We start from the raw sequence: 25,985 nt of genomic DNA, 5'->3' as shown, positions 1-25,985 counted from the left end.
TCACGCACCCTGAACCATCCATTCTTTTGCTTTTTCCTGTTCTTCTACCATCTCGCAATAATGACCTTTCTTTTTCAACAATTCGCTGTGCGTTCCTATTTCTTCAATACGACCACTGTTCAAAAGAATAATCTGATCCGCATTCTGAATGGTATTCAGACGATGAGCTATTACAAATACGGTTTTATTTTTCATCAGACGATCTAATGCCTGATTGATTTTCGACTCATTATCTGCATCCAGCGATGCCGTGGATTCATCCAAAAGCAGAATCGGTGCATCTTTTAAAATAGCTCTTGCGATGGCTACCCTCTGCTTTTCTCCACCAGACAGTGTGCCGCCGCCTTCGGAAAGCTGCGTCTGGTAACCTTCGGGCAATTTTTCGATAAATTCATGACAACAAGCAGCTTTTGCGGCTGCATAGACATCTTCCTTCGTTGCATCCTGACGTCCTGCCTTTATATTGTTATAGATGGTGTCAGAAAGAAGCGTATTCTCCTGAAATACTTCACTGATATAATGAAGAATTCCATCTGGATTCAAGTCTTTCATATTTCGTCCACCGATGCGGATACAGCCGCCGGTTACATCCCAAAAACGAGCAATCAGACTGGCAATTGTGGATTTACCGGAACCAGAAGGGCCAATTAAAGCAGTTATGCTTCCTTCTTTTGCATGGAAATTGATATCTTTCAATACATCTGCCTGTCGATTATAGGTAAAATCAACATGTTCAAAAGAAATATCAAAATGTTTCAGAACTACCTGCTCATCTTTATACGAAAGCGGCTTTGTATCATAAGCCTGTTCCAGATTCACAGCTGCAAGCTTTAAGTCTTTTAACATATTATAGGAATGTTCAAAAGCAATCAGCAGGGCAGACAACGCAACGCTCATAATCATAAATGCGACAAGCTGTTCTGGCAGGATTGTGCCACCAAAGAACATATAGCTTCCAGCCAGCAGAACAATGGGAAGCAGAAAATTCGCAATAATAGAATACAGACTTGTAGGTACTGCTGTTTTCATCTCTGCTTTTACACTGGTCTTTCGGATATCCTCCAGAGTATCCGCCATTCGAGAAAAATGAGAACTGGTCATATTATGGGACTTAAAGACTTTCATGCCCTTAACATATTCCAAAACAATAGAAATCATTTTGGATGCCAAATTACGTTTTTGCGTTCCATATTTCTCTACCAGACGATTCCCCCAGCAAAGCACCGGCCATGTCACTACAAGCACCACACACTCTGCCAAAGCAAGTTTCCAGTTAATAAAAAAAGTACCAATCAGAATCAGTAATGCCATCACCACGGTTTTTACAATGGATGGGAGGGTATGGGTAATAATCAACTCAAAATTGCTCAAGTCCTTTGTCAGTGTGCTGAGCAGATACCCACTACTGTTCTGGTTGAAATACCCAAGGCTGAGGGAACGGTAGTGATCCGCTAGTTCCACTCGCATTTGACCGCAGATTTCAGCACCTCTGGAAAAACAGAGATAGTAGCCTCTGCGATATACAATCAGCCTCAGAATTACTGCTGCTAGGCAAATGGTAGAATATATTTTTATCAGATTTGCGTTAAGTGTACCTCCCAGTAAATTCACAACCGTAAGATACAAAATGAAATAAAGAACCATACCTCCAACTGCATCCAGGGTCATAAGGAAAATCGGGAAGACTAGCTGTTTCTGTTTTCCATTTAATAGTTTCTTAATGGTACGAAGCATTTAAACCGCCTCCTTTCCAAGCGTTTCTCTTGTATAGGTATCCCACATCTGACTGTATACACCCTTCATGGAAGTCAACTCCGTATGTGTTCCCTGTTCTACAAGCTTTCCATCCTCAAACACTACTATCTTATCGGCATCCCGAATCGTATGCAGACGGTGAGCAATCATAATGGTCGTTTTTCCTTTTAATAAATTTTGAAGAGCAAGCTGTATTTTATGTTCATTTTCAATATCAGCGTAAGAAGTGGCTTCATCAAAAACTACGATAGGCGCATTTTTCAGTATTGCCCTTGCAATAGAAATTCTCTGTTGTTGTCCACCCGACAATTTTACGCCTTCATCACCTATACGGGTTTGATAACCTTTCGGAAGGCTCATAATAAATTCATCAATTTGCGCTGCCTTTGCCGCTTGCCTGACCTGTTTCTCAGATACATCTGTGCCCATCCGGATGTTTTCAAGCAAAGTATCTTCCAATAGAAATACATCCTGAAATACAAAAGCGGTTAAGTCCATCAGGTTTTCCGTTTTCAAATCTTTAATTGGTGTCCCGCCAATTTTAATTATGCCAGAAGTTGTATCCCAATAACGGCCAAGAAGCTGTACCGCAGTGGTTTTCCCAGCCCCTGACGAGCCAACAAAAGCATTCACAGTACCCGGATTTAGTTGAAGGTTAATGTGGTTCAAAGCATTCTTTCCGTCCTTCGTATATTCAAAGGTGACATCTTCAAAATCAATTTCATAACAGCCTTCCTTTGAAAGAATCTGCTTACCGCCTTTCATGACGCCCATATCCATGATATGTTTCACATTATCGAGTCCACTGCCCAGTTCCATTGACTGCATAAAAATCGTTACCATATTCAAGAATGAGGTAAAAAAGCACATTGTCAGCAGAATAAATAATAGATATGATGCCATTGACAGGGAACCCTTTAAAAACAGCCAGCCGCCAACCGGCAGTGTAAATAAAATAGCCGAATCCAGTATTACGTATGTAATTGACAGAGGATTACAGGAAGATTTGCACATCTTCTTCCAACAGTCTGTATACTGGCTTAATGACTTTCTGTACTGTTCAAATTTTTCAGCGGTTAGATGATACATTTTGATGACTGGCATAGCTCCGATAAATTCATTGGCCGAAGCGCTTAACGCTGCCGTATCTTTTGCGAACTCGTCCGTCATATCCGGATATCTCCCCATCAGCATCATTGGAATGGCAATACCTAAAAACATTGGAATCAGCATAACCAATGCCATACCCCAGTGAAGTCTCAGCATAAAAATAAACATCAAGAGTGGTACGACAATCGCCTGAGATAATTCAAGTGTGCTGTGAGCAAGAAAGTTTTCCAGACGGTCAACATCATCAAAAATAAGGGTTTTGATCTGTCCGGGAGCGTGTTCCTGAAAAAATCCAAGGTTGAATTTTGACATATGCGAAATACACTTTACTTTCACTCTGTGCATGGTATTAAAAGCTGCTGCATGAGAGCAGATACCAGCAAAGGACATTAGGATTGCCTGCATAATTGCCGCCACAATGCCAATGCCCACCCACATCAAAATAGCATTCATTTTTACTCCATCTTTAATAATCAGAAGCAAGATTTGATACACTACCAGATACGGGATGAAGGACAACCCAGAGCAGAGGACGGCAAGCACCATTCCTATCCCCAGCTTTCCACGGTCTCCTTTTGCAAGGGTAAAAATGTAAGATAATCCGGTTCGTTTCTGTTCCATAAACGATACCCCTTTCTATGTAATTTCTCCGGTTAGTTTTAGCTAACCTTGACGAGGTACAGTTTACATGATAAAATCAGGAATATCAATAGTAGCTCCCATCTGTCACTGTTGTTTTGTCAGATGGGAATAACTCCTTATACTATGAGGCTTCCAGCGTTTTTTGTTTTTGATTTTTTATAAAATCGTGATATAAAAATATTGGATTGTCACTTTATTTTAAAGTGTAAGAAAGTTTATTCATGATACAATGAAAGGAAGGAGGTAGGGAAATGCTTCAGTCAGTGATAGATTATTATTTAAACTTGCCGGAAGCTTTGCACCTTGTGAAAATTCCAGAGCTATCCAGTAATGATGGATCTACCTATCGGATGCAGTCTGATTATGGCAGCGGTACATTTCAGACAATCCGCTTTGAAGATGATATGTTGCTAATTTTGATCGGTGATTATACGCCAAAAAAAACTTTTGAAAAAGTATGTGAGATTTCAGAAGAATATATTGAAATCGATCAGTTTGAGACAGACAGCAGTTCTTTCAAAATTGGAAAGCGAAAAATCAATCAGGTCGAACGCGGAATCTACTGTTACATCAACACCCAGAAAACTACCTATACCTATTGTGAGGGTGGCAAACCCGTTCGATTTACGAAAATCATCATGACAAAAAAATACTTTGATACATTCTTCCATGTACATTTTGGAGAAGGCTATGAGAAATCAAAGACCATTACAGACTATCTTATGAAAAATCCATATCTACCGGAATTAAATTTTGTATTCCAACAAATTACCGGTTGTCAGGCAGTAGGGAAAACACTCCATCTGTATCTGGAAAGTAAGGTGATTGAATTGCTGACTCTAATTGTGACGGGCATGGAGAAAGAAAAGCGGCATATTCCTGTCAAACTAGACTATCGGGATATTCGCAGTCTGAAGAAAACAGTTACCATGATGAAGAACAACCTAGCCGCTTATCCTACTGGTGAGGAATTGGCAAAAGTAGCTGGAATGAGTCCAGCACGGTATCTGCTGGCATTTCGGAAACACTACGGCACAACACCATATGAATGTCTAAAAGAGATGCGGTTAAATCAGGCACTCCTATTGTTAAAAAACTCTGATTATGGCATTGCTACAATTGCGGAAAAAGTCGGTTATCATAACTCCGGGCATTTTGCCAGATTATTCAAAAATGCTTATGGACTAGGGCCAAGAGAATATAGGAAAATACATGGTATTAAATGAGAAAAACATAACTTGATTTTTTCTGTTTGTCTACTTTTCTTTAATCAAATTTAGTCTGGCAACTAATACTTATTGATTTCGTCAAATTTCCATAAAAAAGTAGGCATCTTCAATACTGGATGCCTACTTTTATGAAATATCTTACATTCTGTTTTAATTGTTTTTATTTTTGAAATGATTATTTGTTCCTATCCTTTTGAAATATATTAAATGACTGTCCCTTTAAAAAATTGAACGTATTAAGTTGAATAAAACCGGCTTTGTATAGCACTTCTTGTATTTCCGTTTCTGCTGCGCAGTGCCCAGCTCGGCTTACATAACTGCCTCTCTCATTTGGAAGCCATTCGACAACTACAACTCTGCCACCATGTTTGAGAACTCCATTAATATCTCTGAAATAGGAAACCGAATCTGAAAGGTGATGGAATACATTCCTCGAAAAAACAAGATCACAGTTTTCCTTTTGCAAAGGGCATCCATTACCTTTTCCAATAATGATTTCAACATTATAAATATGTTGCTTTTTCATAGATTTATCTACATAGGACAGTAGTTTTCTGTTGGTGTCCACTGCAAATACCTTGCCATTTTCTCCAACAGCTTTTGCAAACCGTTCCGTAAAGTATCCACCACCAGAACCAATATCTGCGACAGTCTGACCTTTCACTATGCCAATCGTATCGAGAAGCTTTTGTGAATCTCTTTTTGCTCTATTATTAAGCATTATTGCTTGTATTTCTGTCAAGCACATTATAAATTCTCCTTCCTCATCATTGTATCAGAAGCTGCCTCTAATGCCTTCATATTTTTGTTAAGAATCAGTGCAAGCACTGCCGTCAAAATAACTGTCAGTAAATCAGCCGCGGGTTGTGCCCATATAACACCTTCCATTCCAAGCAGATGCGGCATAATCAAGATAGCAGGGATAAAAAACAATCCTTGGCGGCTGATGCTAAGGATACCGCCTTCTCTGCCTTTTCCCATAGCAAGGAACAGTGACATATATACCTGCTCAAATCCAAACAAGATAAAAACAATTCCATTTGCCCGCAGTGCCCTAACACCGATTTCAATTAATACAGCATCACTTTTTGAAAAAAGTGATATAATCGGTTCGGGAATAATGATCAGCAAAAGTGCTGCGGCTGCACAGAATATCGTTGACCACTTAAGTGACACTTTGATAGCTTCCTTCAGACGACTATAGTTTTTAGCACCGTAATTATAACCTGCTACCGGCTGGAAGCCTTTCATAAAACCGAATACCACATAGGTTCCGATAGCCATAATGCGGGTTACCACCCCAATCGCTGCCACGGCAGAATCGCCATATGTACTCGCCGCTGAATTGGAAAGCCCCATAGCCGCGCTTGACAGAAGCTGATAAACAAGAATAGGAATACCGACCTTGAAAATCTCGGCATAAATCGTACCGCTAAAAGTAAAACTACGAATTGAAAAACGCAGATAACCTTTTTTACACAGGATATACCATAGGTAAAGACCAGTCGTTACAGCTTGTGAAATGACTGTAGCAATAGCGGCGCCTTGAATTCCAAAGCCCAACGGGAAGATAAATATGGGATCTAATATTACATTGAGTCCTCCGCCAATCAGCATGGATATCATGGTCAGCTTCGACCTGCCTTCGGCGATAATGATATTGTTCATGGTGACATTAAAGATGTTCAGAATGGAACCTGCAATATATATAATGGCATACTCCCTCGCATAAGGAAGTATTGTCTCCGTCGCTCCCAGAGCGGTCAGTATACTGTCTAGAAAACAAAGGGATATCACAATAGATACAATCCCGACAAAAAGGCTGGAAAACAGTGCTGTTGATGCTGTCCGGTTCGCATTTTCGGTATCTCCTCCACCCAAGAGCCGGGATATGTAGGATGCCGCTCCGCTGCCGAAGGTCATGCCAAGCCCAATAATAATTTGTACAACAGGGAACACTATAGATACAGCACCCATCTGACTTGTACCTAGCCCCCCGACAAAGTAGGCGTCCACCACGCTGTAAAGCGCTGAGACCATCATGCCGATCATGGTCGGCATTCCCATTTTAATTAACAGTTTTGGGATTTTTTCATCCCTCATCATTTGAATTCTTTGGTCATTTGAGTTCATAATTATCAAATCCTTTCGCATGTTGCGTATACCTGCTATACGCTTATTTCAAAAAAATATTTTCATCTTGATTTGTTTCACTATTAGTTAAGGTGGTTTCGTACAATCAATGTGTAAAAAGCGTGTAGTCCCTATACACTTTCTGTAAAAAAACACTGTTCTTGTAAACACTAGCATATCACTATCAACCTTTCATAATCACAATTAAATATGTTCTTCTTTTCCAAAAGTATCAATTTGCTCGTCAAGAGAGTTGAGAAAACTCTTTAGGAACGCCTTATTTTCCTCCGTTGCGTTTTCGAGTACAGCATAAAAAAGCTCATCATATTTCTGATGCAGCTTTTCATGATGCAGATATGCAGTTTCGCCTTTTGAAGTCAATTTTAGCACTAACCTTGACAGATTACGTGGATCAGTATCTTTGATGATCATGCCCTTATGCTCAAGCTTCATAATGATCTGGGAAACTGCGCCTTTCGTCACGCCCAGCATATCTGCCAAACCCGTCACGTGAATGCCTTCATTCTCTTTGATGGATTTGATCATGTGAATTTCAGCTTCGTATAAAGGACGATCCGTCCCATAATACCGAATTTTCCTGTCAAGTTCAGAAATCTTTGTAACGATCCGCAAAAAAGTGTAGCTCATTTTCGTTCTGTTTTTAAATTTCATATTCATCATAGAAATAGTATATAGCTGCTAAACTCTTTTGTCAAGCGATAGCATATGAGCAATATGCAAATCATGATCTATTTTCTCCATCTGCATATTATCCTTCCATGCCAAGTATTATAATACCAATTGCGGCAATGGCAATGACAAGATACTGCTTCCATGAGAGCTTTTCCTTCAATATAATTCTTGCCCATACAAGTGAAAAAATGCAGTAAGATGAAATCAATGGTGCCGCTACAATAGCATTATCACCCAAAGCATAGATATATGCAAATTGTCCTGCAGTTTCAAATACACCTGCAAGCATCTTTGGCTTTTCAGCAGAAAGTTTAATTTTTTGCTTTTTAATAAAGACCACATACATAATAGCGAAAACCGCCATGATTAAAAAAGTAAATTCATATGCGATATTGGCAGCTTCTTCTTTGATATACCTGTCAAGAATCAAAGCATCAGCAAATGTACCCATTCCATCAATGATACAATAAAAAATGGGAAAGAAAATAGCAATAAAGCTGTGCGTATATTTTCTGTCCGGGACTATACCAGCTTGCATGCGTTCTGCATCATCCTGTTTCTTTTCAAAAACAGAAAGCAAAAAAATGCCGATACATACCAACGCTACCGCAACAAACTGTAATCCGCTCATTGCCTCTTTTAGAATGAGAAAGCACAAAAGAGCGGCAACTGCGCCTGATGAATTACAAATCGGTGTAGAAACGGAAAGCACTACATAACGCAGACCGACATAACCAAGTATCATTGCAAAAATATATAAAAAAGATACTGGTAAATAGGTAAGGATATCTGAGAGTCTAAACTCAGCTCCACGGGAAAGTTCAATAATAGCGTGAATCCCCATAACCGTACCAACAGCGATTGCCATTTTCCAATGACTGTATTTATCATCTGGCTTTGAACCTATTTTTGAAAAAAGGTCAGAGCCGCTCCAAAACAAGATTGCAACAAGTGAAAGCCAAAACCACATCGTATTTCTCCTATCGTTACCATTTCTATTTGATTGTCATCACATCGTATCATATTTCTCATCGTGACGCCTATATTTGCTCCCATTTTCCCGATATATTTCATTTTTTTCCTGATAATCTGACCAATACAAGGTAGCATTGAGGTCAAATTTTTCTTTCAGTTCAACACACACCTCTTTTTGTATTTCTTGCACCTGCTCGACTAGAAACCTTTGATTCAATGAAACCTGAATCATGGCGATTCGTGTTTCTGGTCCATAGTCGTGTATCTCCAAAGTTTCTATACCAGAGAAAACATCATGTGTAAGTATGGTTTTTTCAACTTCTTTTATTAAATCTGCGTCTACACCTTTTCCAAGCAGCAAGCTCATATTTTCAATAAAAGATGTAATTCCCGTCCATAGGATAAATCCTGCGATAATAAGACCCGCTAACCCGTCCAAAGGAAAAGCGATAAATGGCAGGTCAATCAGTGACAATAACGACATAGAAGTTATCAGAGCATCGGCAAAATTATCTTTGGCTGCGGCACTTAGTGCCACAGATTGAATCAACTTGTTTTTACATCGAATATAATACGCTAATACTAATTTTACTATGATTGCAGATATCGGTATAAATAGTAACACAAGAGAAAAATTAACTTCCTGTGGATGGATAATTCGTTCAAGCGCTGCTTTCCCAAAGGAAATCGCTGTTATGGTAATCAGCATGGAAACAACGAAGCCACTTATATATTCCATTCGGCCATGCCCGTAAGGGTGGTTTTTATCTTTTCCTCTGGTAGCAAGACGAAAACCAATGAATATGATCAACGAGGATGTGCAATCCATCAAATTATTAAGGCTGTCTGCTATTATGGCAATGCTGTTGCTAGAGACTCCTACTATAAATTTACCTGCAAAAAGAAATATGTTTACGAACAAACCAATTACGGCGATTCGACATCCTACTTTTTTACGTGAAGATGTAGACTTATTTTTGGACAATGTGAAATCCTCCTATTCTTTATCATCAGGATGTGCGTCGTTATGTAGTCGTCTGCCATGATGATATTCGTTATGATGGTCTATATCACGGTGACTTCCATGCCCAAACACTTTATGGTGATCGTTTCCATCATCGTCAGTTCTCATTCTGGAGCCATGATGACCTCTCATATGACCGCCAAAAGAGCTATGATACATCTCGCTATCATCAAACTTTTTCTCAAGCTCTGCCGCTAAACGTTCCAGATAGTCCCTGAAATTTTCTTGCTCTTGATCATTAAGACAATCAAACAAATTATCTGCATCTAACTGTTCCGTATCAATATTACCTGCCACTTCCATGCCCTCCGGAGTTAACTTGATATTCACGGCTCTGCGATCTTCTTTCGATATAGTACGCGTGATATAGCCGCTGCGCTCCAGCTTATTGAGCAATTCGCCCAACGCTTGTTTACTCATATCCAGAAGATAAAGTAGTTCTTTTTGACTAATCTCCGACTGCATTTTTAAGATTGATAACACCCGTCCTTGCCCCCTGTACGGATTTCCGAATGGTCGGCGGTTTATATACTGATTCATTTGATAGCGGTGAAGTAACCCACTAAAACGTATAAATTGTTCTAATAAATTTTTAACTTGTTCACTCATTTGATTTACCTCCATTTAATTGTAACGTTAATAAAATAGTCAAGTACTTTACTATATAATACAAGTACCTGACTATTTTGTCAAGTACTTTACTATTTATATTTTTTGCTTATTTTATTAAAATCAAAGGTATGACACCATATTAATTTCATAGACACCGATATACCTACACTGTTCATACCTTTACATACAGACCATATTAAAAAAGAAGCAAATAAATTTCTTTAGAACAGATTGATATCCCTGTGTTTATAAAACAATTTTGTATACTCACCAAAAAGAGGCTATGTTTTTCATTAACGAAAAACATAACCTCATGGTTGTTTTGCCCCTGATGGCAGATTTATTAAATTGTACTTTGCCTTATATTATAACAGAGGCATGAAGTTATTATCTCAATGTCTATGAGTGATTTCATTAAATATTCATTCATTTCTACAAATTGTTTGTTTTAAATCGCTTTTTCCTGTATTTACCTTCGGTTTGAAATCCATTTTCAAGTAATATAGAAGTAATTACAGTTTTTAAAAACGGTGGCATTTTAGGAAATTCTATGTCAAGAAATTTACCAATTGCTGGATTATCTCGCTTGCTTTTTAACTTTTTGTATATTTGGTTTATAGTTAACCCTAATGGATTACTTTTCGCTGCCAATAAAACTTGTTTTGTAAACTCTGCATAATCTTTAAGAAGTGTTTCAAGAAAACTAATAGCCTCGTCATTTTTCATCACAGTATGTGTATGCCCTGATATTAAAATTTCTGCCTCATTACTTTTAAACAACTGAATACTTTTATTTAATACAGCCTTAACTTTGTCTGAATCTGAATCCGGCCAGCAATTGAAAAATGCAAAGGTTTCATCAGCTAGAACCAAGGTTTTTATTTTCGGAAGGAAGAACACAACTTCATCCGGCGAATGTCCTTGCGCCTGCATAACAAATACTTGACTATTAAAATTCCATCCTTTCCACTCCGTCCCACTGATTTTCATATCGATTGGAACCTTTCTTTCAAATGGAGTAATAGTCTCAAGAGAAGTCTCTAGTGGCAAGAATTTTTTCAGTGTGTTTTTGACGAGTATGTACATGGGAGTATCCGCATTTATCATTCTTGTTAATTTTAATATACGCATCATAGTGGCAGGAAATTTACTTGGCCCATTTAAATAATCATAATACTGTTCAATATTTTTAAATTTCCTATAAAAATCTTTTGTAGCATCAAGTCCGGTAATCCCGACTTTTGAAATATAGTGTTCTTTTTCATCCGCATCTATTTTCTTTATTATATTATTATTTCCCACGTGATCAGGGTGACAATGACTATTGAAAAGGATTAGCTTTCGAAAAGGTCTGAGTCTTTCAACCGCCTCAATTAATTTTTCTCCAAAAAAAGTCGTAGCACCTGTATCAATTACATAAACAATATCGTCTACTTTGTAAATAACAGAATTTGCAATATCTGGTTCTTTCATAATAGAAGAAGGTATTTTGCCTTCAACCATTAACGCATTTTTTTTAAACTGAATAATATCTCCGTACATTAAAATCTCTCCATTCTTTTATTGTCTATTAGCCCCTCATTCCCAAATGAGAGGAAGCATTAAATACGTTGAAAAATTTTCTCCTGTATATACAGTAACATCTGCATCCCATATACGGTCTTTTCCTGTGTGCATAAGCAGTGAACAGCCACTCTGATCCTGACTTCCAATCTCCAACACAAGACAATTTCCTGCTTCAATTGTCATCGCGCTATCCCAAATCTCAATATCAAGTGGATATATCTGATCAGGCTCCAGCTTCTGAACCTCATTATATAAATAACTGGGTTTATATTCTGTTGAAAGCTCATTATCGATTTTCCGAAGGGAAGCGCGAAGCCATCCCTGGCTTATTGGATAATTGGAAGTATAACAACCGCTGTTGACCACTTCTTTCCCATTGGCATCAATATTACGAAGTGTAACAAAAATATCCATATCATCCGAAGAAGAGGAAGCAAATAATCTTAGCTTAATAGGGCCTACCAACCTCATCCTTTCCGTTAACGGAGCCGTTCCAAATAAGACACGGTGAGGATCGTTTTCAGATATGTCAAACATTTTTTGCATCGGAACTGCCCAATGAACTGATTCCTTATCACGATCTCCTTTATAATGAAGACTGCTCATTTGAAGAGGAGGTTACCCACCATTCCATAAAGGAATTTTAGTTGTCAGCTTTAATATCGAATAAAAATAATTACTTTTTTCATATGTATCTATGCATAAAGACATTGCTGTTCTCCTTTCTTTAAGTATAATAGTACACTTTTTCTTATCAGATTCATATTTAGTACATATGTACTAAATGTAGATCTTTTTTCTTTTCTTGTCAACAAATATTTGTATATAAATAAAATTATTTTACTTGTCTATGTACAAACTCAAGCAATTTTAGTACAATTATACTAACCAATGATGAATCACAGAAGTTTCAATGAAAATTTTAATATAGATAAAAATCTGATGAGTTATTAATCAAACGAAAGGAACGATTGCATTAATGAGTGAAGATATAAAAGAAAAAATTCTTAACAAAGCATTGGATCTGTTTAACATATTTGGCTACGAATCAGTTAAAATGAGAGATATATCAGGAGCTTTAAACATTAGTCCTGGGAACCTTACATATCATTATAAAAAAAAAGATGACATTATTTATGCAATCGTGCAACAACAATGCAAAGACCACGAAAGTAGAAAATGTACTGAGAAAATGACTTTCGAGGAATTCAATAATTTACTAAAAGCTAATGTTGAGCATCAAAAAAAATACTTTTTCTATTTTAATAACATAACTGAACTTCCCAGAAAGTATCCTGAAATTGCAAAAATTCAGATTGAAGTTAAAAGAGATTTTTATAATTTATTAACGAGATTTTTTAAAAATTTGACAGTAATGGGGCTCATGAAGCCAGAACTTATTGAAGGAGCATATGATGATTTGGCTTTTGCTATAATATCTATTGTAGTTTTTTGGACACAGGAAAACTTTTTACAAAATGATTTTGTTTTAAATCCAAAAAATCTTTTGTCCGTTGTATGGAATATTATCCGCCCAAATTTAACCGAGAGAGGAATTCAGTTAATACCTAACAATGAAAACCTTTAAATTCAGACATATATAATTCTCTGTATTATCTTTTTCTGTCATCAACTATTTTGTAAATATGAAGTTTTAACCCTTGTCATGTATATTTTTGCCTTTTTTCGCTGAAAAGCCCGCAATATATTATGGTTAGAGTGGCTTATTTATCGTTTGTAATCGATTTAATGTCGCTACAGCGAACCCGCAACAGCGTAGTCTGTATTGACCAGTACATAAAAGCCCTCCAAACATTTGCGGAGTTTGGAGGTTTTTTATGCATAGGAAAAGCATCGTTTTTTTCTTTGGTGGGTAATGTCTTATTTAATTACTCAATGCAACTTTGCATAGAAATACTACTTCATAACGGGCTACTGAACCATATTGTATATGGCTCAACATCTTTTGTTACAACTGCTCTTGTTCAATAATTGCTCCATTTCCAATATGAATGCCAAACATAATAACCGATTCATACCCAATCCATACATCATTTCCAATAATAATATCGCCATTGTTAACTCAAGCCTATGTGACATCCTTCTATGCAAGCCCATATTCTTCCCAAAATAGAGGAAGCGGATAAGTAGAGAGAGATTTCTAGGTATGGTTGGCACTGGTAAAATAAACTTAGTACCACAAGCAATGGAACAAAACTTACCAATAATCAATTTATCATGATTGACAGGAAAGTGATATAAAACATTATTTTCATCTACAAAGTCATTATACATTGTATAATCATCAATCTTAATATTGGGATTGGTAATAACAGACTTTAGATAAATGGTTTGTGTATCACCTTTGTCGAAGAAAAACAGAAAGCACAACAGTCTCCCCCATATCCCAATGCACTATTTCGTTTAAAATCCATATGTTTACTGACATGTATAAAATTAATTTCATCATTATGACAGAAAATAGCACATAGCTCAGTACAGCCATATTCTTTAAAAGTATCATGCCATAAACATCTTTGAATGTGATACTCAAAGGTTGCTTTGTTATTTGCAATCCACAGCACCTCCCAACTATCTCCCTCTAAGCCTTTTGAAAAAAGAGTTCTGAACAAGGGGAAGAAAAACGGCAGCTTACCTAATGCCGTCCACATTTTTCTTGTACTGTTTTTTGTATTCTCTCCTATCATTTTCTTCATATGATCATATGCCGCTTCCTTGCTAAGCCCTGCATTCTGGAGTGCCCGATATACAACAATAGCTGGAAAAATACTGTTTTCAAGATATTTCTTTTGATTATCACTTTTATACTCGGCATTATTTTTAAGTATGTCCAGTTGATTTGACGCATCTTTATAAATTTTAACTCCTACTGTTTTCCCAAATTCATTCACTAAATATTTTTCAATATATTTTTTCATAAGGGTCTCCTTTTATTACTACAATTTCCATCCACTGGCGCTTCTTCTTTGTTTCCAGAATCTACTGTAGATTCCTTCTTCCTTTATGAGCTGTTCATGAGTTCCTTGCTGCGCAACACTTCCCGAATCAATTACAAGTATCTGATCCGCATCCCGGACGGTAGTTAATCTATGTGCAATTGATATCAGCGTTTTTCCTTTTGTTAATTCCTTTATCGCCCCAAGCAGTTCATGTTCATTTTCAGGGTCTACACTGGAAGTAGCCTCATCGAGAATGATAATTGGAGCATCCTTTAAAATTGCTCTTGCTATGGATATTCTCTGTTTCTCTCCGCCCGATAACGTAGAGCCTCCTTCTCCGACAATGGTATGATACCCCTCAGGTAATCCCATAATAAAATCATGGCATCTTGCTCTTTTTGCAGCATCAATTAACTGTTCTTTCGTAGCATTCGGATATCCAAAGCGGATATTATTTTCAATCGTATCATGAAACAGATAAACATTCTGAAATACCATACTGATATATTTGAGTAAGCTATCTGCCGTATAATCCTTGATAGGATACCCGTCAATTAGAACCTCTCCCTCTTTGACATCCCAGAATCTTGCAATCAGATTGCAAAGTGTTGTTTTTCCCGAACCGGAAGGTCCAACAATAGCACAGGTAGTTCCTTGTGGTACCTTCAGTGAAACCTGGTCTATAACGGTACGGCTGTCATATCCAAAGGATACATTTTTAAACTCAATATCAAAGTGTTTTAAATTTAACGCTTTGTCACTGGTATCCATAACTGGCATATTTGTTACCTTTTCCAGACGGTCAAGCTCGGTAGTTATTTTTTTTGCCAGGAAAGCCCCATCTCCCATCTGTTCCATTTCTGCATATACCAAAAAGGCACAGATAATGAACATCAGACAATAGGGAAGTGTAATGGAGCCTGCAAGATATAAAGCAGCTGACGACAGCATTAACAATGCACCGGTGATTTTATACACAGCAGCATACCATTTTAACAATCCTGCTACCGCATGCTCCTGATCCAAATCAGCCTGCTTTTTACGTTCAAAGGCTTCATATACGGCAGCTTCCTTATCTTCCTTTACAGAAAACGCACGCATAACTGCAATTCCACGAATATACTCCAACGACTGAGTAGTAAGGTTTTCCTGCGCCGCCTGTACTAACGGCGTGTGTTCAACACCCCTTTTTTGAATGATACGTAACACCCACATGCCAATACTTAATCCAAGTAAGGTTAAAGCAGAAAATAATGGATTATAAAATAAAAATAGAATCGTCATAATAAGCGCCATAAAAATTCCACCGGTTAAATCTGTGATAGCCAGCATGGAATACTGTTCTAATTCAACCACTGTAGAAGTTAAAACAGTCTGTATGGTACCCAGTCTTTGCTCCGAAAAATACCCCATAGGTGCTTTCTTTAATCTATCACCAATATTCAGGCGGTAATCGCGGAACATATCGAATCCTTTTGCACTCATTGTAATATCCATCAGCCATTGAAAGAAAAATCTGCCTCCAATGCTGCCAATAATTATCCAAAGTGAATTTAATATCATTTTGCTGTCAAGTGTGTTAAGATTATTTAAAATCAGAAATATTGCAAAAATCATCATTGCCATTGAGAAAGTTTTCAGTATATTAAAAAAGATGCCAAGTAATATTTTCGGTTTATTTTTGCCGGAAATTTTTAATATTCTTAGAATCATAGTAAGCATGCCGCTTCTCCTCCTTTATCTGTATATTCAATCGTTCCTATATGCTGCTCCCACATTGTTTTATATAAGGTACAGGTATCAAGAAGCTCTTTCTGGGTTCCTCTGGCTATAATCGCTCCATGATCTACTACTAAAATCTGGTCAGCATTTTGAATTGTGGAAAGTCTGTGTGCCACAACAATTAAAGTTTTCCCGCGTACGAGTCGTCCAACAGCTTCCTGAATCAAAGCTTCGCTTTCCGGATCCGCATATGCCGTTGCTTCATCTAAAATAACAACATTACTCTTTTTTAGCATGGCACGTGCAATGGCGATTCTCTGTCTTTCCCCACCGGAAAGCCGGTCGCCTGCATCTCCAGCCAGCGTATCATAACCGTGTTCCAGTTTCAGAATAAACTCATGGCAGTTTGCCGCTTGGGCAGCCTGCTCAATTTCCTCATTACTGGCCAGAGGATTGCCCATACGTATATTTTCTCTTATAGACATGTCAAACAGAAAATTATCCTGCGCCACATAACTGATTTCTCCCATGAGCTGCTCAAAGGGTATATTTTTAATGTTCTCGCTGCTGTATTTCACAACTCCTGAATCTGCATCCCAAAAGCCTGCCATAAGCTTTGCAATCGTTGACTTTCCGGAACCGGACGGTCCGACGATTGCTGTCATAGTGCCTGGGGCTGTTGAAAAGGAGATATTATGTAGTACTTCTTTTGAATCATTATATGAAAAAGACACGTTTTCAAAGGAATAAGAGGTATCTTTCAATGCTGCCTTTTTACTTGGTCTGCTCTGTTCCTTGATTGCCAGGAACTCTCTGATCGGCTGTAAATTCGCCATGATCGTCGTCAGCTGTTCACTGCCAAAGGCAAGCTTCATAAGTGGTGCAATGAAGCCTAGCGGAATGATGATACTGGAAAGATAAACAGGTAAAGATATCTCTCCATTCATATACAGCCACGCTCCTGCCGGAAGGGTACCAAGCATGGTGGATGGAATGATTGCCCTCACTGCTGCCATCCAGAACCAGCATTGTTTCCACCATGCAAGTGTACTATCATGAAAAAAATGAACAGAATCAGAAAATTTCCCATAGGATTCTCCACTTCTTCCAAAGGCTTTTATAACCTGGATTCCTCCTACGTATTCTACAAGAGAAGCATTCATTTCTTTTCCTGAGCGTAGATACAACTCCATCTTCTCAGAATATCCTCGCATCATCCCCATAATAAATGGAATTCCCAGAGGAATCGTAACCAAAGATACCAGTCCCATTCTCCAGTCAAGGATAAAGATTAATAAAATACAGCAAAAGGGTGCCGCAATCTGGGAAGGTGCTTCCGGAATCATGTGTGCCACGGAATCCTCCAATTTCCCCACATTATCGACCATCAGGGTTTTAAACGCCCCGGAGGGTGTTTCTAACATCACACCCATTGGAACCCGCTTCATTTTATCCGCAATTGCCCTTCGAATGTTTTTTAAGATTGTAAACGCAATCCTGTGGCTCCTTTTTGATGATGTCGCGCATAATACCGTTCGGAAAACAACTCCAAGAATTGCTAATCCTGACCAGAATATGGCTTTGCTAAAAGATGCTGTTTTTGCATAAACCTCATTTGCCAACATGGCTGCTGCAAGAAAGGGAAGCATTCCAAATATCTCTCCTATAATTGCAAGTATGACTGATAATGTCATTTTCCCTTTTTCTTCTCCTACAAACTGAAACAGGATTTTAATGGCATTTTCCTTTTTGGGTTTCATAATATTGATTCCTCCTTTTATTCATGACAAGTGAATTGATTTATCAATTCATCTTGATTAGTTAGTTTTCACTAACCTTAGTCTGAAAAATTAGGGACTATTTTATAGTCCCAAAACTGCTCTCCATCCCGGATAAAAGAACTTCTGTAATGTATCCAGATAATGTTTTGATTCCTCTTTGCTAAAATCGTGAACAACCACTTCAAATACAGCGCTGTAATATGCACTAAGCAAAAGATGTAATTCTTTCGGAACAATTTCATTCACATGAATTCCTTGACTTCGGGCAGCTTCAAGAAATTCCATAGTCTCTTCCTGTTCCATGGTTACAAAATCATGAATAAAATTAGCATGTTTTGTTCCTTCCGAACAGCATATGAGGAGTTTGAATTCATCAAAATTTCCATATACCAGCTCCATGAACAGCTCTAAATCTGCATTTTCCCTCCACATATCATCGAGACAGTTGTTATCCATGAATCTATAAGCTCGCTCGCGCTGCTGTTTGAATCGTATTTCGAATTCCTTGTATAGCGGCTCCAGAAGCGCTTCAAACATTGCTTCCTTATCTGCGAAGTGCCGATAGATTCCTGCCGCACTCATGCCTACTTCTGAAGCGATTGCACGCATAGAAGCCTTTTCAAAGCCCTTGCTTAGAAATTCCTTCTTCGATATCGGAATGATTCTATTGTAGGTATCGCTCTTATCTTTTGGCATAGTTTGCTCCTTATTCGTGACAGTATGTTAACATCGTTCGCTAACACTGTTAACATACTATCACAGAGTTTTTTGATTGTCAAGACTATCTATAACCATAACTTGTATAATAAGTATTCTCGAATCAGGTTTTGCTGCTTTAAATATTTTATCCATCTAGACATTCATTTGCATCATATAATCTATAAAAATAAGAGGCTTTTGCTCCATAAATGAATGATTCATTCATCTATTTTGCAAAAGCCTCTTCTAAAATGCATATTTATTTATGTAAGATTTATTTTTCTTAATTGTCCAAATTCTTTTTTCAACATAATCATAATAATGAATGTTAGTATAAAATCAATTACAAACGATCCTACATAGATAGAACCTACTCCAAAGAACATAGGAAGAATAATCATTAGTGGTATATATAAAAGCAATTGTCTTCCTATACCGATTAACATGGCTGGTTTTGGCTTTTTGATTGCCGGCCAAAAGGTCATCGCGGTGAGTACAATAGAAAGCATTGGCGCTATGGATATAAATACTCTAAAATTCATGATTTCAGAGCTGCTAAATGTAGAAAGAGGCAGCATTGTTTTTAGCACAGTATCTGGAAATGCCATTGAAATCAGCCACAATGGAAGCATAACAATGAGTGCCGCAAAGGAAAAAATCTTAAAAGCACTGATGGTTCTGTCATATTGTTTTGCTCCGAAATTAACACCCACCGCTGGTTGTAACGCTCTCATCAATCCATAGATCGGAGTTAAAAATAAATTATAGAGTCGAAATACGACTCCATAAAATGCTACATCCGAAGTAGTCCCATATGTTTTTAAGGCTTTCATAATAATAATTCCCTGAATAACCGTCATGATTGTCATAACAAACGATGGCATACCAAGAGAGATGATTTCCTTTATGATTTCCTTATCACAGTAAATTCTGAAAAAATCCACCTCAAAGCTTGCCTTACCGCGAACGCTGTAGATGGTAAATAATAACACGTAAATAAACATGCCAATATTGGTTCCCCATGCAGCTCCTTCCACGCCAAAGTCAAAGATTACCATAAACACATAATTTGCCAACACATTAATAAGAAGTCCGATTCCCATCATAATCGCAGCGGTTTTCATTCTTCCCTCTGCTCTGACAATCATATTGTAACCAATCCCTGCAATCCAGAATATGCTTCCAAATAAAGTGATTTTAAAATAATTACTCGCATAAACATATTCTTCTCCGGTCGCTCCGATAATATTTAAGAGCGGTTTCATGAAAACGAAACCAAAGAACATCATAATAATCGTAAGCATAAGAAGAATAAGATTTGTGTTTCCAATTATCCTGCTTTGTGTTTTTTTATCATTCTCACCAATCAATATACTTAGATAAGAGCCTGCACCTACTCCAACCAAAGAGCCTAATCCCAGGGGTATTTGCGTTAAAGGATATACAATGGATATTCCCGCCAAAGCTGTTTCTCCTACAAATCTTCCCACAAAAATACCGTCAAATATAACATTGAGTCCAAATAAAACCATTGCTATAATAGCTGGCAGTGATAATCGATAGCAAACCTTCCATAGATTATCATTTAATATCATTTCTTTTTCCTTATTCATTTTTCCATCCCTTTCCTTTTTATAATATCGACATATGCTTCAGATATGCCCTAAGCATAACTTTTAACATGTCTCTTAACTCTGTTTCATCGTCATTGCCTAATATATTAGTCCCCATTATCAGGGAATTAATAAAAAAATCACACGCTTTATTGATAAGTGGTATGTACTCCGGCAAATTCTCACTGATGCAAAACTGTATAAATTCCTCCTTGGATTCTTTATAAATCCGATTATATAGTTCAGTCAGATTCTTATTTGTACTTAACTCCGTTAAAAAAATCGCATATATTGTTTTATATGGATTTTTATCTAATATTTTATCTAAAAGCATATTCATAATCAGATCTTCTCTATTCATGCCTTTATTTTTATTGATATATTCGACAACCAGCTTTTTTCTATATGTCATCGAATCTTTTATCAATTCCTCAAAAATTTCCTCCTTGTTATTATAGTGATGATAGATTCCCCCTTTTGAAATACCTGTTTTTTCTATCATATCGTCCATCGTGGTTCTGACCAAACCTTTTTCAATAAAGAGCTGTAAAGCCACTTCCTTGATCTGCTTTTTTCTCTCTTCTTTCTCCAATCTCACCCTAGTCATTCTAAAATATCTCCTTTCACTACCGACCCAATAGTCGGTAGTGAAATATTACTATCCTTTGTGACCGTTGTCAATATGCCATAGTATCTTTTCCCTTTGTTAATAAATATTCTCATCTATTCCTTTCAATCGACCTCACTTATAGATACCATTGATGTTTTTTATCATAAATCAAATTTGACCATACCTTTATTACTTTTTTTGTTGACATTTACTGTTCATATGTTATATCTTATAGTTGTGGTTAGTCTAAGCTAACTTCAACTATTATTATTATAATTACATACGGAGGTTATTATGAATCAGAAGTTACAAGCGAAAGATTTAATTAACGTTGGAATGTTTACTGCGTTATATTTTGTATGCTTTTTTGCAACTGGAATGTTAGGATATATTCCTATTTTTTTAGTTTTACTCCCACTTTTTTGTCCACTTGTGGCAGGAATTCCCTTTGCTCTTTATCTGACAAAGGTGAAGAAGTTTGGTATGGTTACAATTACCGGAACCATACTCGGTATCCTTATGTTTATTACCGGTCATCCCTGGCCTGTTTTAGTATCTGGATTTGTATTCGGCTTTTTAGGAGATCTCATTATGAAAGCCGGCAATTATCTCTCTTGGAAAAATCTGCTTCTTGGCTACATAGTTTTCAGTGAATGGATATTGGGTGCACTTGCTCCATTATTTTTTATGAGAGAAACCTATTTTGAGACCATGCGTGCCGGTTATGGCGATACCTACACAGATACATTAATGTCTCTTACACCCATGTGGGTGTTTTATTGTATGATTCTGCTTGCCATTGCAGGAGGAGTTGCAGGTGCTTTTCTTGGAAAGGCGGTGTTAAAAAAACATTTCAAAAAAGCAGGTATTGTTTAGAAGGAGGTTTTTCATGCAAAGTAACATTATGCTTGGAGTTCCAAAAACAAGGTTGAGACTTGACCCCAGAACAAAAATACTATTGACTGCCTCTGTAAGCATTGTATTAATCAGCGGGGGAGTCATCGGCTATGATAGGATTGCCCGCATTATACTTGCCATATTACCTGCTGTCTTGCTGATAAGTGAAGGGAAACTGAAAAGTGGTTTTTTATATTCAGCCGTATTCCTTACTGCTTCCTTTGCCGAATCGGTGCTGCTTATGCATACAAAAGGCGTAAGCAGCTTTGTGATATTGATTTGTTCGGGACTTGTAACAAGATTCGTCCCAGGTTTAATCGCTGGTTATTATTTGCTATCCACTACTACCGTCAGTGAATTCAATTGTGCTATGAAACGAATGCATCTGACGGATAAGATTACGATTCCGCTCTCTGTCATGTTTCGTTTTATCCCCACAATTTTAGAAGAATCACGGTCAATTAATGTTGCTATGAAGATGCGGGGAATCAGAAGAAGCAGATTATTAACAAATCCTATTCTCTATCTGGAATATAAAATTGTTCCCCTTTTAATGTCAGTTGTGAAAATCGGGGAAGAACTTTCTGCCGCATCTTTAACAAAAGGACTTGGCAGCGAGATGAAACGTACCAATATATGCCAGATTGGATTTCATAAGGCTGATATTATCATTGCTTTTATTTCTTTATCCGGTCTTTTATTATGCATCATCAATTAAGCGGGAGGTTCTAAATGATAGAATTTAAAAATGTATGCTTCACATACAATGGTGGCGAAGAAAAAGATGGAATCAAAGACTTTAATCTTACCATACATAAAGGTGAAACTCTGCTCATTACCGGTGGTTCCGGTTGCGGAAAAACCACAGTAACCCGACTAATAAATGGACTGATTCCTCACTTTTTTGAAAGCAATCTTACTGGTGAAGTTCTGATTCATGGAAAAAACATCAGCGATGAGCCTATTTACCATACTTCAAAATATGTAGGCAGCGTATTTCAAAATCCCAGGTCTCAGTTTTTTAATGTGGATACCACCAGTGAGCTTGCTTTTGCACCTGAAAATCAGGGGATCGCCATAGCTGAAATTTCCAACAGAATAAATAAAACGGTATCCGATTTTAATCTTCACTCTTTAATGGATCGAAGTATTTTTGAGTTAAGTGGCGGTGAAAAACAAAAAATTGCATGTGCCAGTGTTTCTGTTGCCAAATCTGAAATTATCGTTCTTGATGAGCCTTCCTCAAATTTGGATATTGCAGCGATTGAAGACCTTCGTAAGATGATTTCCCACTGGAAAAAAGAAGGCCGGACCGTTATCATTGCAGAACACAGGCTTTATTTCATGCGGGAACTGGCTGACCGTATGATTCTCATGAGTGACGGAAAAATCGTAGAAGAACTCTCTGCTGAAGAAATCCGAAGCTTAACTATTGGAGAATCTAAAAAGCGTGGAATTCGACCATTAAGTATCAAAAATCTTTCCTATTCAAATGATTATGTCCACCATAGCACTTCCTTTATTGAATTGTCCGATTTGCGTTACACTTATAAAGACAAGATTCATAGAATCGGGATTCATGATATTAAGATAAAAAAAGGATCTGTTGTAGCCGTTATCGGACATAATGGGGCAGGGAAATCCACATTTGCCAAATGTTTATGTGGTCTTGAAAAAAAGTGCAAAGGCATTCTTGAGGTGGAAGGTAAAAAATGCGCTGTTAAAAAAGGATTAAATTATAGTTATATGATAATGCAGGATGTAAATCACCAGCTCTTTACAGAAAGTGTCATGGATGAAATCCTGCTTAGTATGAGTGATAAGGTCACCGTTACAGATGAGGAAAAAGAGAAACAGTCGGAAGAGATTTTAAAGAGTCTTGATTTACTGTCATTAAAAGAAAAACACCCTATGGCTTTATCCGGCGGACAAAAACAACGTGTAGCCATTGCAAGTGCTATTGCAGCGGAAAAAAGCATTATTCTTTTTGACGAACCTACCAGCGGCTTAGATTATAGGCATATGCACAAGGTAGCAGACTGTATTAAAGACTTGAGCAAAGCCGGCAAAACTATATTTGTCATTACACATGATTTGGAACTTATTTTGCATTGCTGCACAGATGTTATTCATCTGGAGCAGGGGATGTTAAAAGAAACCTATAATCTTAACCAAGAATCTATCGAAAGATTGAAGAGCTTTTTTCTTGAATGTTTTGAACAGACCTCTTAATCTGTTAATGCATATCCATTTCTCATATTATGCTAATGTAAAGAAAGGAAACTGCTGCTTTAAGTTCTACAACAGTTTCCTTTCTGCCTTATAATTGTATCTTCATGAATTGACTCAATTCTTTCATTATATAGCTATAATGTATATTTACTTTCTTCCGCATCTTAAAAACCGCATTTTTCCGATTTTATCTGCCCTTTCTACTTTGAAGCCAGCAGAGCAGTATAATCTTTTCACTTCATCAATACCATATACATGCACATCTCCTTTTTTCATCAACGGAAGCAAAATATGATTATTTATCCATCTTCCTACTGCTGGTATAGCCATATCCAGGATAATCAATCTTCCACCAGGTTTCAATGTACGATAAGCACTCTGAAAGAATTTTTCTACATGAGGATAATGATGGAAGCTTTCTTTACATATAATTACATCAAACTGCGCTTCTTTGAAAGGAAGATTTTCAGCATCTCCTACCACAAAATTCGCTCCTGGAATTCTTTTCTTCTTAGCAACTGCTATCATATTTTCTGCAAGGTCGATACCGATATACTTCTTTTCCGGAAATTCATTCTTTAGCCTTTCAATGGAATTACCTGTGCCGCAACCAACATCCAAAAGTGACCAAAATGTCTCTTTTTTGACCTCTTCCAGAATTGGAATATAGCTTTCTTTACACATTCTATACACATCCATGCCTTCTGCTTGATCAAATTTCTCTGCTTCTCTGTTAAATTCCTTTCTTGATAGTTCCTTATAATCTTTCATTACAATATTCTCCTTTATATCTATACATTTTAATGTAATCCAATTATTTCTAACTTCTCCATATTTGCCAAATACTTATGCAGTTATAAAAGGAATCGAAAAGACCTTATTTAAGTATCAGGAAAATTTATTTGTTTTACATACTAAAAAACTTATTGGAAAATTGTGACCCTTAATAATCTTCTCCTCCACAACTGTAAACCCTTTCCCCTTCATAAAACGTACATAGGAATGATGCGTCCATCTGCTATATGTTTTAAATCCAACCGCTTCCATGATATGTTCAATCAATTTCGATTTTATATTTTCTCTTGTAAAGGTTGGAGCAATCAATATTCCATCCTTTTTTAAAACCCTTTTAATCTCTTTCAAAGCCTTTGCCGGTTCCGGCATAATATGTAACGCATTTGCTATCACTACTGCATCAAAGGAACGCTCTTCATAGGCAAGATTTGTAGCATCAGCAACTGCAAATTTCACATTTCCGGATATCTTTCTTTTTTTTGCCTGCTCCAGCATGGCCGGAGAAAAATCTGTTATTTCTAAAGATTCACAATATCGTGCTATCTTTGGTGCCATAATTCCGGGTCCTGCGGCTAATTCGAGAACCTTCATATCGGCTTTTAAACAATTGCATATACTTTGTTCCATTTCACAATATGCCTTATCAGCTGATTTACCCCCTCTCGTAAATTTCTCATATATCCATGCAACTTTAGACCAAAATTTCTTATTATCATTCATTTCCTCCTCCAATTATTTTATATTTATTTTGAACCACAATATTAGTTAGTCTTGTCTAACTTATTATAGCACTCCTTGATTTTATTTACAATTAATATTACCTTATAAATATAAATCCGTTGAATATACATCACCTCATAAAGCAGGGAATTGGAATTTTTACAATTTTCCAGTTCCCTGCTTACAAAAGTCTTATTGAATTTATATTATTTATTTA

At 37.1% G+C, this 25,985-nt stretch carries 23 protein-coding genes and 1 pseudogene; 5 read left to right on the top strand and 19 right to left on the bottom strand.

Annotated features, from left to right (window positions below):
* On the bottom strand, window positions 1-1,734 hold the full coding sequence (locus V7D18_RS00580; RefSeq protein ID WP_426150412.1) for an ABC transporter ATP-binding protein: 1,734 nt from the start codon (window positions 1,732-1,734) through the stop codon (window positions 1-3).
* Window positions 1,735-3,486, bottom strand: a complete 1,752-nt coding sequence (locus tag V7D18_RS00575; RefSeq protein ID WP_426150410.1) for an ABC transporter ATP-binding protein — start codon at window positions 3,484-3,486, stop codon at window positions 1,735-1,737. It abuts the gene before it with no gap.
* A 272-nt stretch (window positions 3,487-3,758) separates the two neighbouring features.
* Here V7D18_RS00575 and V7D18_RS00570 point away from each other — a divergent pair, with 272 nt between their 5' ends.
* Window positions 3,759-4,733 carry a helix-turn-helix transcriptional regulator gene (locus V7D18_RS00570; RefSeq protein WP_426150408.1) on the top strand — a complete coding sequence of 325 codons (975 nt, stop codon included), beginning with the start codon at window positions 3,759-3,761 and terminating at the stop codon, window positions 4,731-4,733.
* A gap of 178 nt (window positions 4,734-4,911) precedes the next feature.
* On the opposite strand, the gene V7D18_RS00565 is transcribed toward V7D18_RS00570, so the two are convergent.
* The 8 genes from V7D18_RS00565 to V7D18_RS00530 all read right to left on the bottom strand — a co-directional run bounded on the left by V7D18_RS00565 (window position 4,912) and on the right by V7D18_RS00530 (window position 12,345).
* Window positions 4,912-5,484, bottom strand: coding sequence for a class I SAM-dependent methyltransferase (locus V7D18_RS00565; protein ID WP_426150406.1), 573 nt, complete (start codon window positions 5,482-5,484; stop codon window positions 4,912-4,914).
* Window positions 5,484-6,869, bottom strand: coding sequence for an MATE family efflux transporter (locus tag V7D18_RS00560; RefSeq protein WP_426150404.1), 1,386 nt, complete (start codon window positions 6,867-6,869; stop codon window positions 5,484-5,486). Before V7D18_RS00560 ends, V7D18_RS00565 begins: the two co-directional genes overlap by 1 nt.
* A 204-nt stretch (window positions 6,870-7,073) precedes the next feature.
* Complete coding sequence (locus V7D18_RS00555; protein ID WP_426150403.1) at window positions 7,074-7,550, bottom strand: MarR family winged helix-turn-helix transcriptional regulator; 477 nt, start codon at window positions 7,548-7,550, stop codon at window positions 7,074-7,076.
* 88 nt (window positions 7,551-7,638) lie between these two features.
* On the bottom strand, window positions 7,639-8,532 hold the full coding sequence (locus tag V7D18_RS00550) for an EamA family transporter (RefSeq protein WP_426150401.1): 894 nt from the start codon (window positions 8,530-8,532) through the stop codon (window positions 7,639-7,641).
* Between the two features lie 39 nt (window positions 8,533-8,571).
* The gene (locus tag V7D18_RS00545) at window positions 8,572-9,522 is read right to left on the bottom strand and encodes a cation diffusion facilitator family transporter (protein WP_426150399.1); all 951 of its coding nucleotides are present in this window, start codon (window positions 9,520-9,522) and stop codon (window positions 8,572-8,574) included.
* Between the two features lie 12 nt (window positions 9,523-9,534).
* Complete coding sequence (locus V7D18_RS00540; RefSeq protein ID WP_426150397.1) at window positions 9,535-10,170, bottom strand: MarR family winged helix-turn-helix transcriptional regulator; 636 nt, start codon at window positions 10,168-10,170, stop codon at window positions 9,535-9,537.
* 435 nt (window positions 10,171-10,605) lie between these two features.
* Complete coding sequence (locus V7D18_RS00535) at window positions 10,606-11,715, bottom strand: MBL fold metallo-hydrolase (protein WP_426150395.1); 1,110 nt, start codon at window positions 11,713-11,715, stop codon at window positions 10,606-10,608.
* 36 nt (window positions 11,716-11,751) lie between these two features.
* Window positions 11,752-12,345 (bottom strand): CocE/NonD family hydrolase C-terminal non-catalytic domain-containing protein, encoded by a 594-nt coding sequence (locus tag V7D18_RS00530; protein ID WP_426150393.1) that lies wholly within the window; start codon window positions 12,343-12,345, stop codon window positions 11,752-11,754.
* A gap of 373 nt (window positions 12,346-12,718) precedes the next feature.
* Here V7D18_RS00530 and V7D18_RS00525 point away from each other — a divergent pair, with 373 nt between their 5' ends.
* On the top strand, window positions 12,719-13,327 hold the full coding sequence (locus tag V7D18_RS00525; protein WP_426150391.1) for a TetR/AcrR family transcriptional regulator: 609 nt from the start codon (window positions 12,719-12,721) through the stop codon (window positions 13,325-13,327).
* 340 nt (window positions 13,328-13,667) lie between these two features.
* Here the strand turns inward: V7D18_RS00525 and V7D18_RS00520 are convergent.
* From V7D18_RS00520 to V7D18_RS00490, 7 genes and pseudogenes are all read right to left on the bottom strand, one after another.
* Window positions 13,668-13,813, bottom strand: a pseudogene (locus tag V7D18_RS00520) (acetyltransferase); the annotation flags it as partial.
* Window positions 13,814-14,078: 265 nt separating this feature from the next.
* Entirely contained in the window at window positions 14,079-14,678 is a 600-nt protein-coding gene (locus tag V7D18_RS00515; RefSeq protein ID WP_426150389.1) for an L-2-amino-thiazoline-4-carboxylic acid hydrolase, read from the bottom strand.
* A gap of 18 nt (window positions 14,679-14,696) precedes the next feature.
* A complete protein-coding gene (locus tag V7D18_RS00510; protein WP_426150387.1) occupies window positions 14,697-16,421 on the bottom strand; it encodes an ABC transporter ATP-binding protein in 1,725 nt (574 codons plus the stop codon).
* Window positions 16,409-18,181 carry an ABC transporter ATP-binding protein gene (locus tag V7D18_RS00505; protein WP_426150385.1) on the bottom strand — a complete coding sequence of 591 codons (1,773 nt, stop codon included), beginning with the start codon at window positions 18,179-18,181 and terminating at the stop codon, window positions 16,409-16,411. Before V7D18_RS00505 ends, V7D18_RS00510 begins: the two co-directional genes overlap by 13 nt.
* 102 nt (window positions 18,182-18,283) lie before the next feature.
* Window positions 18,284-18,898, bottom strand: coding sequence for a TetR/AcrR family transcriptional regulator (locus V7D18_RS00500; protein ID WP_426150383.1), 615 nt, complete (start codon window positions 18,896-18,898; stop codon window positions 18,284-18,286).
* 266 nt (window positions 18,899-19,164) lie between these two features.
* Window positions 19,165-20,514, bottom strand: a complete 1,350-nt coding sequence (locus tag V7D18_RS00495; RefSeq protein ID WP_426150381.1) for an MATE family efflux transporter — start codon at window positions 20,512-20,514, stop codon at window positions 19,165-19,167.
* 19 nt (window positions 20,515-20,533) lie between these two features.
* A complete protein-coding gene (locus tag V7D18_RS00490) occupies window positions 20,534-21,121 on the bottom strand; it encodes a TetR/AcrR family transcriptional regulator (RefSeq protein WP_426150379.1) in 588 nt (195 codons plus the stop codon).
* A gap of 297 nt (window positions 21,122-21,418) precedes the next feature.
* Between V7D18_RS00490 and V7D18_RS00485 the strand changes: the two genes are divergently transcribed.
* The 3 genes from V7D18_RS00485 to V7D18_RS00475 are packed head-to-tail and all read left to right on the top strand — an operon-like array spanning window position 21,419 to window position 24,253.
* Window positions 21,419-22,000, top strand: coding sequence for an MptD family putative ECF transporter S component (locus tag V7D18_RS00485; protein ID WP_426150377.1), 582 nt, complete (start codon window positions 21,419-21,421; stop codon window positions 21,998-22,000).
* 13 nt (window positions 22,001-22,013) lie between these two features.
* Window positions 22,014-22,739 (top strand): energy-coupling factor transporter transmembrane component T, encoded by a 726-nt coding sequence (locus tag V7D18_RS00480; protein WP_426150375.1) that lies wholly within the window; start codon window positions 22,014-22,016, stop codon window positions 22,737-22,739.
* 14 nt (window positions 22,740-22,753) lie between these two features.
* Window positions 22,754-24,253 carry an ABC transporter ATP-binding protein gene (locus tag V7D18_RS00475; protein ID WP_426150373.1) on the top strand — a complete coding sequence of 500 codons (1,500 nt, stop codon included), beginning with the start codon at window positions 22,754-22,756 and terminating at the stop codon, window positions 24,251-24,253.
* A 147-nt stretch (window positions 24,254-24,400) separates the two neighbouring features.
* Here V7D18_RS00475 and V7D18_RS00470 read toward each other — a convergent pair whose 3' ends face one another.
* Both V7D18_RS00470 and V7D18_RS00465 read right to left on the bottom strand, forming a co-directional pair.
* Complete coding sequence (locus V7D18_RS00470) at window positions 24,401-25,024, bottom strand: class I SAM-dependent methyltransferase (RefSeq protein ID WP_426150372.1); 624 nt, start codon at window positions 25,022-25,024, stop codon at window positions 24,401-24,403.
* A gap of 117 nt (window positions 25,025-25,141) precedes the next feature.
* Window positions 25,142-25,768 (bottom strand): class I SAM-dependent methyltransferase, encoded by a 627-nt coding sequence (locus V7D18_RS00465; RefSeq protein ID WP_426150370.1) that lies wholly within the window; start codon window positions 25,766-25,768, stop codon window positions 25,142-25,144.
* Window positions 25,769-25,985: the final 217 nt, after the last annotated feature.

The organism is Lacrimispora sp. 38-1 (genome assembly GCF_049890855.1).
Classification (GTDB): Bacteria; Bacillota; Clostridia; order Lachnospirales; family Lachnospiraceae; genus Lacrimispora.
The sequence above is the reverse complement of the archived record's forward strand: the minus strand, read 5'-3'. Positions and strand labels throughout refer to the sequence as shown.

Coding starts and splice junctions, on each gene's coding strand:
- V7D18_RS00495 (WP_426150381.1), bottom strand. CDS start 20,514: ATGAATAAGGAAAAAGAAATGATATTAAATGATAATCTATGGAAGGTT.
- V7D18_RS00580 (WP_426150412.1), bottom strand. CDS start 1,734: ATGCTTCGTACCATTAAGAAACTATTAAATGGAAAACAGAAACAGCTA.
- V7D18_RS00505 (WP_426150385.1), bottom strand. CDS start 18,181: ATGAAACCCAAAAAGGAAAATGCCATTAAAATCCTGTTTCAGTTTGTA.
- V7D18_RS00555 (WP_426150403.1), bottom strand. CDS start 7,550: ATGATGAATATGAAATTTAAAAACAGAACGAAAATGAGCTACACTTTT.
- V7D18_RS00515 (WP_426150389.1), bottom strand. CDS start 14,678: ATGAAAAAATATATTGAAAAATATTTAGTGAATGAATTTGGGAAAACA.
- V7D18_RS00560 (WP_426150404.1), bottom strand. CDS start 6,869: ATGAACTCAAATGACCAAAGAATTCAAATGATGAGGGATGAAAAAATC.
- V7D18_RS00570 (WP_426150408.1), top strand. CDS start 3,759: ATGCTTCAGTCAGTGATAGATTATTATTTAAACTTGCCGGAAGCTTTG.
- V7D18_RS00490 (WP_426150379.1), bottom strand. CDS start 21,121: ATGACTAGGGTGAGATTGGAGAAAGAAGAGAGAAAAAAGCAGATCAAG.
- V7D18_RS00540 (WP_426150397.1), bottom strand. CDS start 10,170: ATGAGTGAACAAGTTAAAAATTTATTAGAACAATTTATACGTTTTAGT.
- V7D18_RS00485 (WP_426150377.1), top strand. CDS start 21,419: ATGAATCAGAAGTTACAAGCGAAAGATTTAATTAACGTTGGAATGTTT.
- V7D18_RS00480 (WP_426150375.1), top strand. CDS start 22,014: ATGCAAAGTAACATTATGCTTGGAGTTCCAAAAACAAGGTTGAGACTT.
- V7D18_RS00530 (WP_426150393.1), bottom strand. CDS start 12,345: ATGAGCAGTCTTCATTATAAAGGAGATCGTGATAAGGAATCAGTTCAT.
- V7D18_RS00465 (WP_426150370.1), bottom strand. CDS start 25,768: ATGAATGATAATAAGAAATTTTGGTCTAAAGTTGCATGGATATATGAG.
- V7D18_RS00525 (WP_426150391.1), top strand. CDS start 12,719: ATGAGTGAAGATATAAAAGAAAAAATTCTTAACAAAGCATTGGATCTG.
- V7D18_RS00475 (WP_426150373.1), top strand. CDS start 22,754: ATGATAGAATTTAAAAATGTATGCTTCACATACAATGGTGGCGAAGAA.
- V7D18_RS00500 (WP_426150383.1), bottom strand. CDS start 18,898: ATGCCAAAAGATAAGAGCGATACCTACAATAGAATCATTCCGATATCG.
- V7D18_RS00565 (WP_426150406.1), bottom strand. CDS start 5,484: ATGTGCTTGACAGAAATACAAGCAATAATGCTTAATAATAGAGCAAAA.
- V7D18_RS00510 (WP_426150387.1), bottom strand. CDS start 16,421: ATGCTTACTATGATTCTAAGAATATTAAAAATTTCCGGCAAAAATAAA.
- V7D18_RS00470 (WP_426150372.1), bottom strand. CDS start 25,024: ATGAAAGATTATAAGGAACTATCAAGAAAGGAATTTAACAGAGAAGCA.
- V7D18_RS00535 (WP_426150395.1), bottom strand. CDS start 11,715: ATGTACGGAGATATTATTCAGTTTAAAAAAAATGCGTTAATGGTTGAA.
- V7D18_RS00550 (WP_426150401.1), bottom strand. CDS start 8,532: ATGTGGTTTTGGCTTTCACTTGTTGCAATCTTGTTTTGGAGCGGCTCT.
- V7D18_RS00575 (WP_426150410.1), bottom strand. CDS start 3,486: ATGGAACAGAAACGAACCGGATTATCTTACATTTTTACCCTTGCAAAA.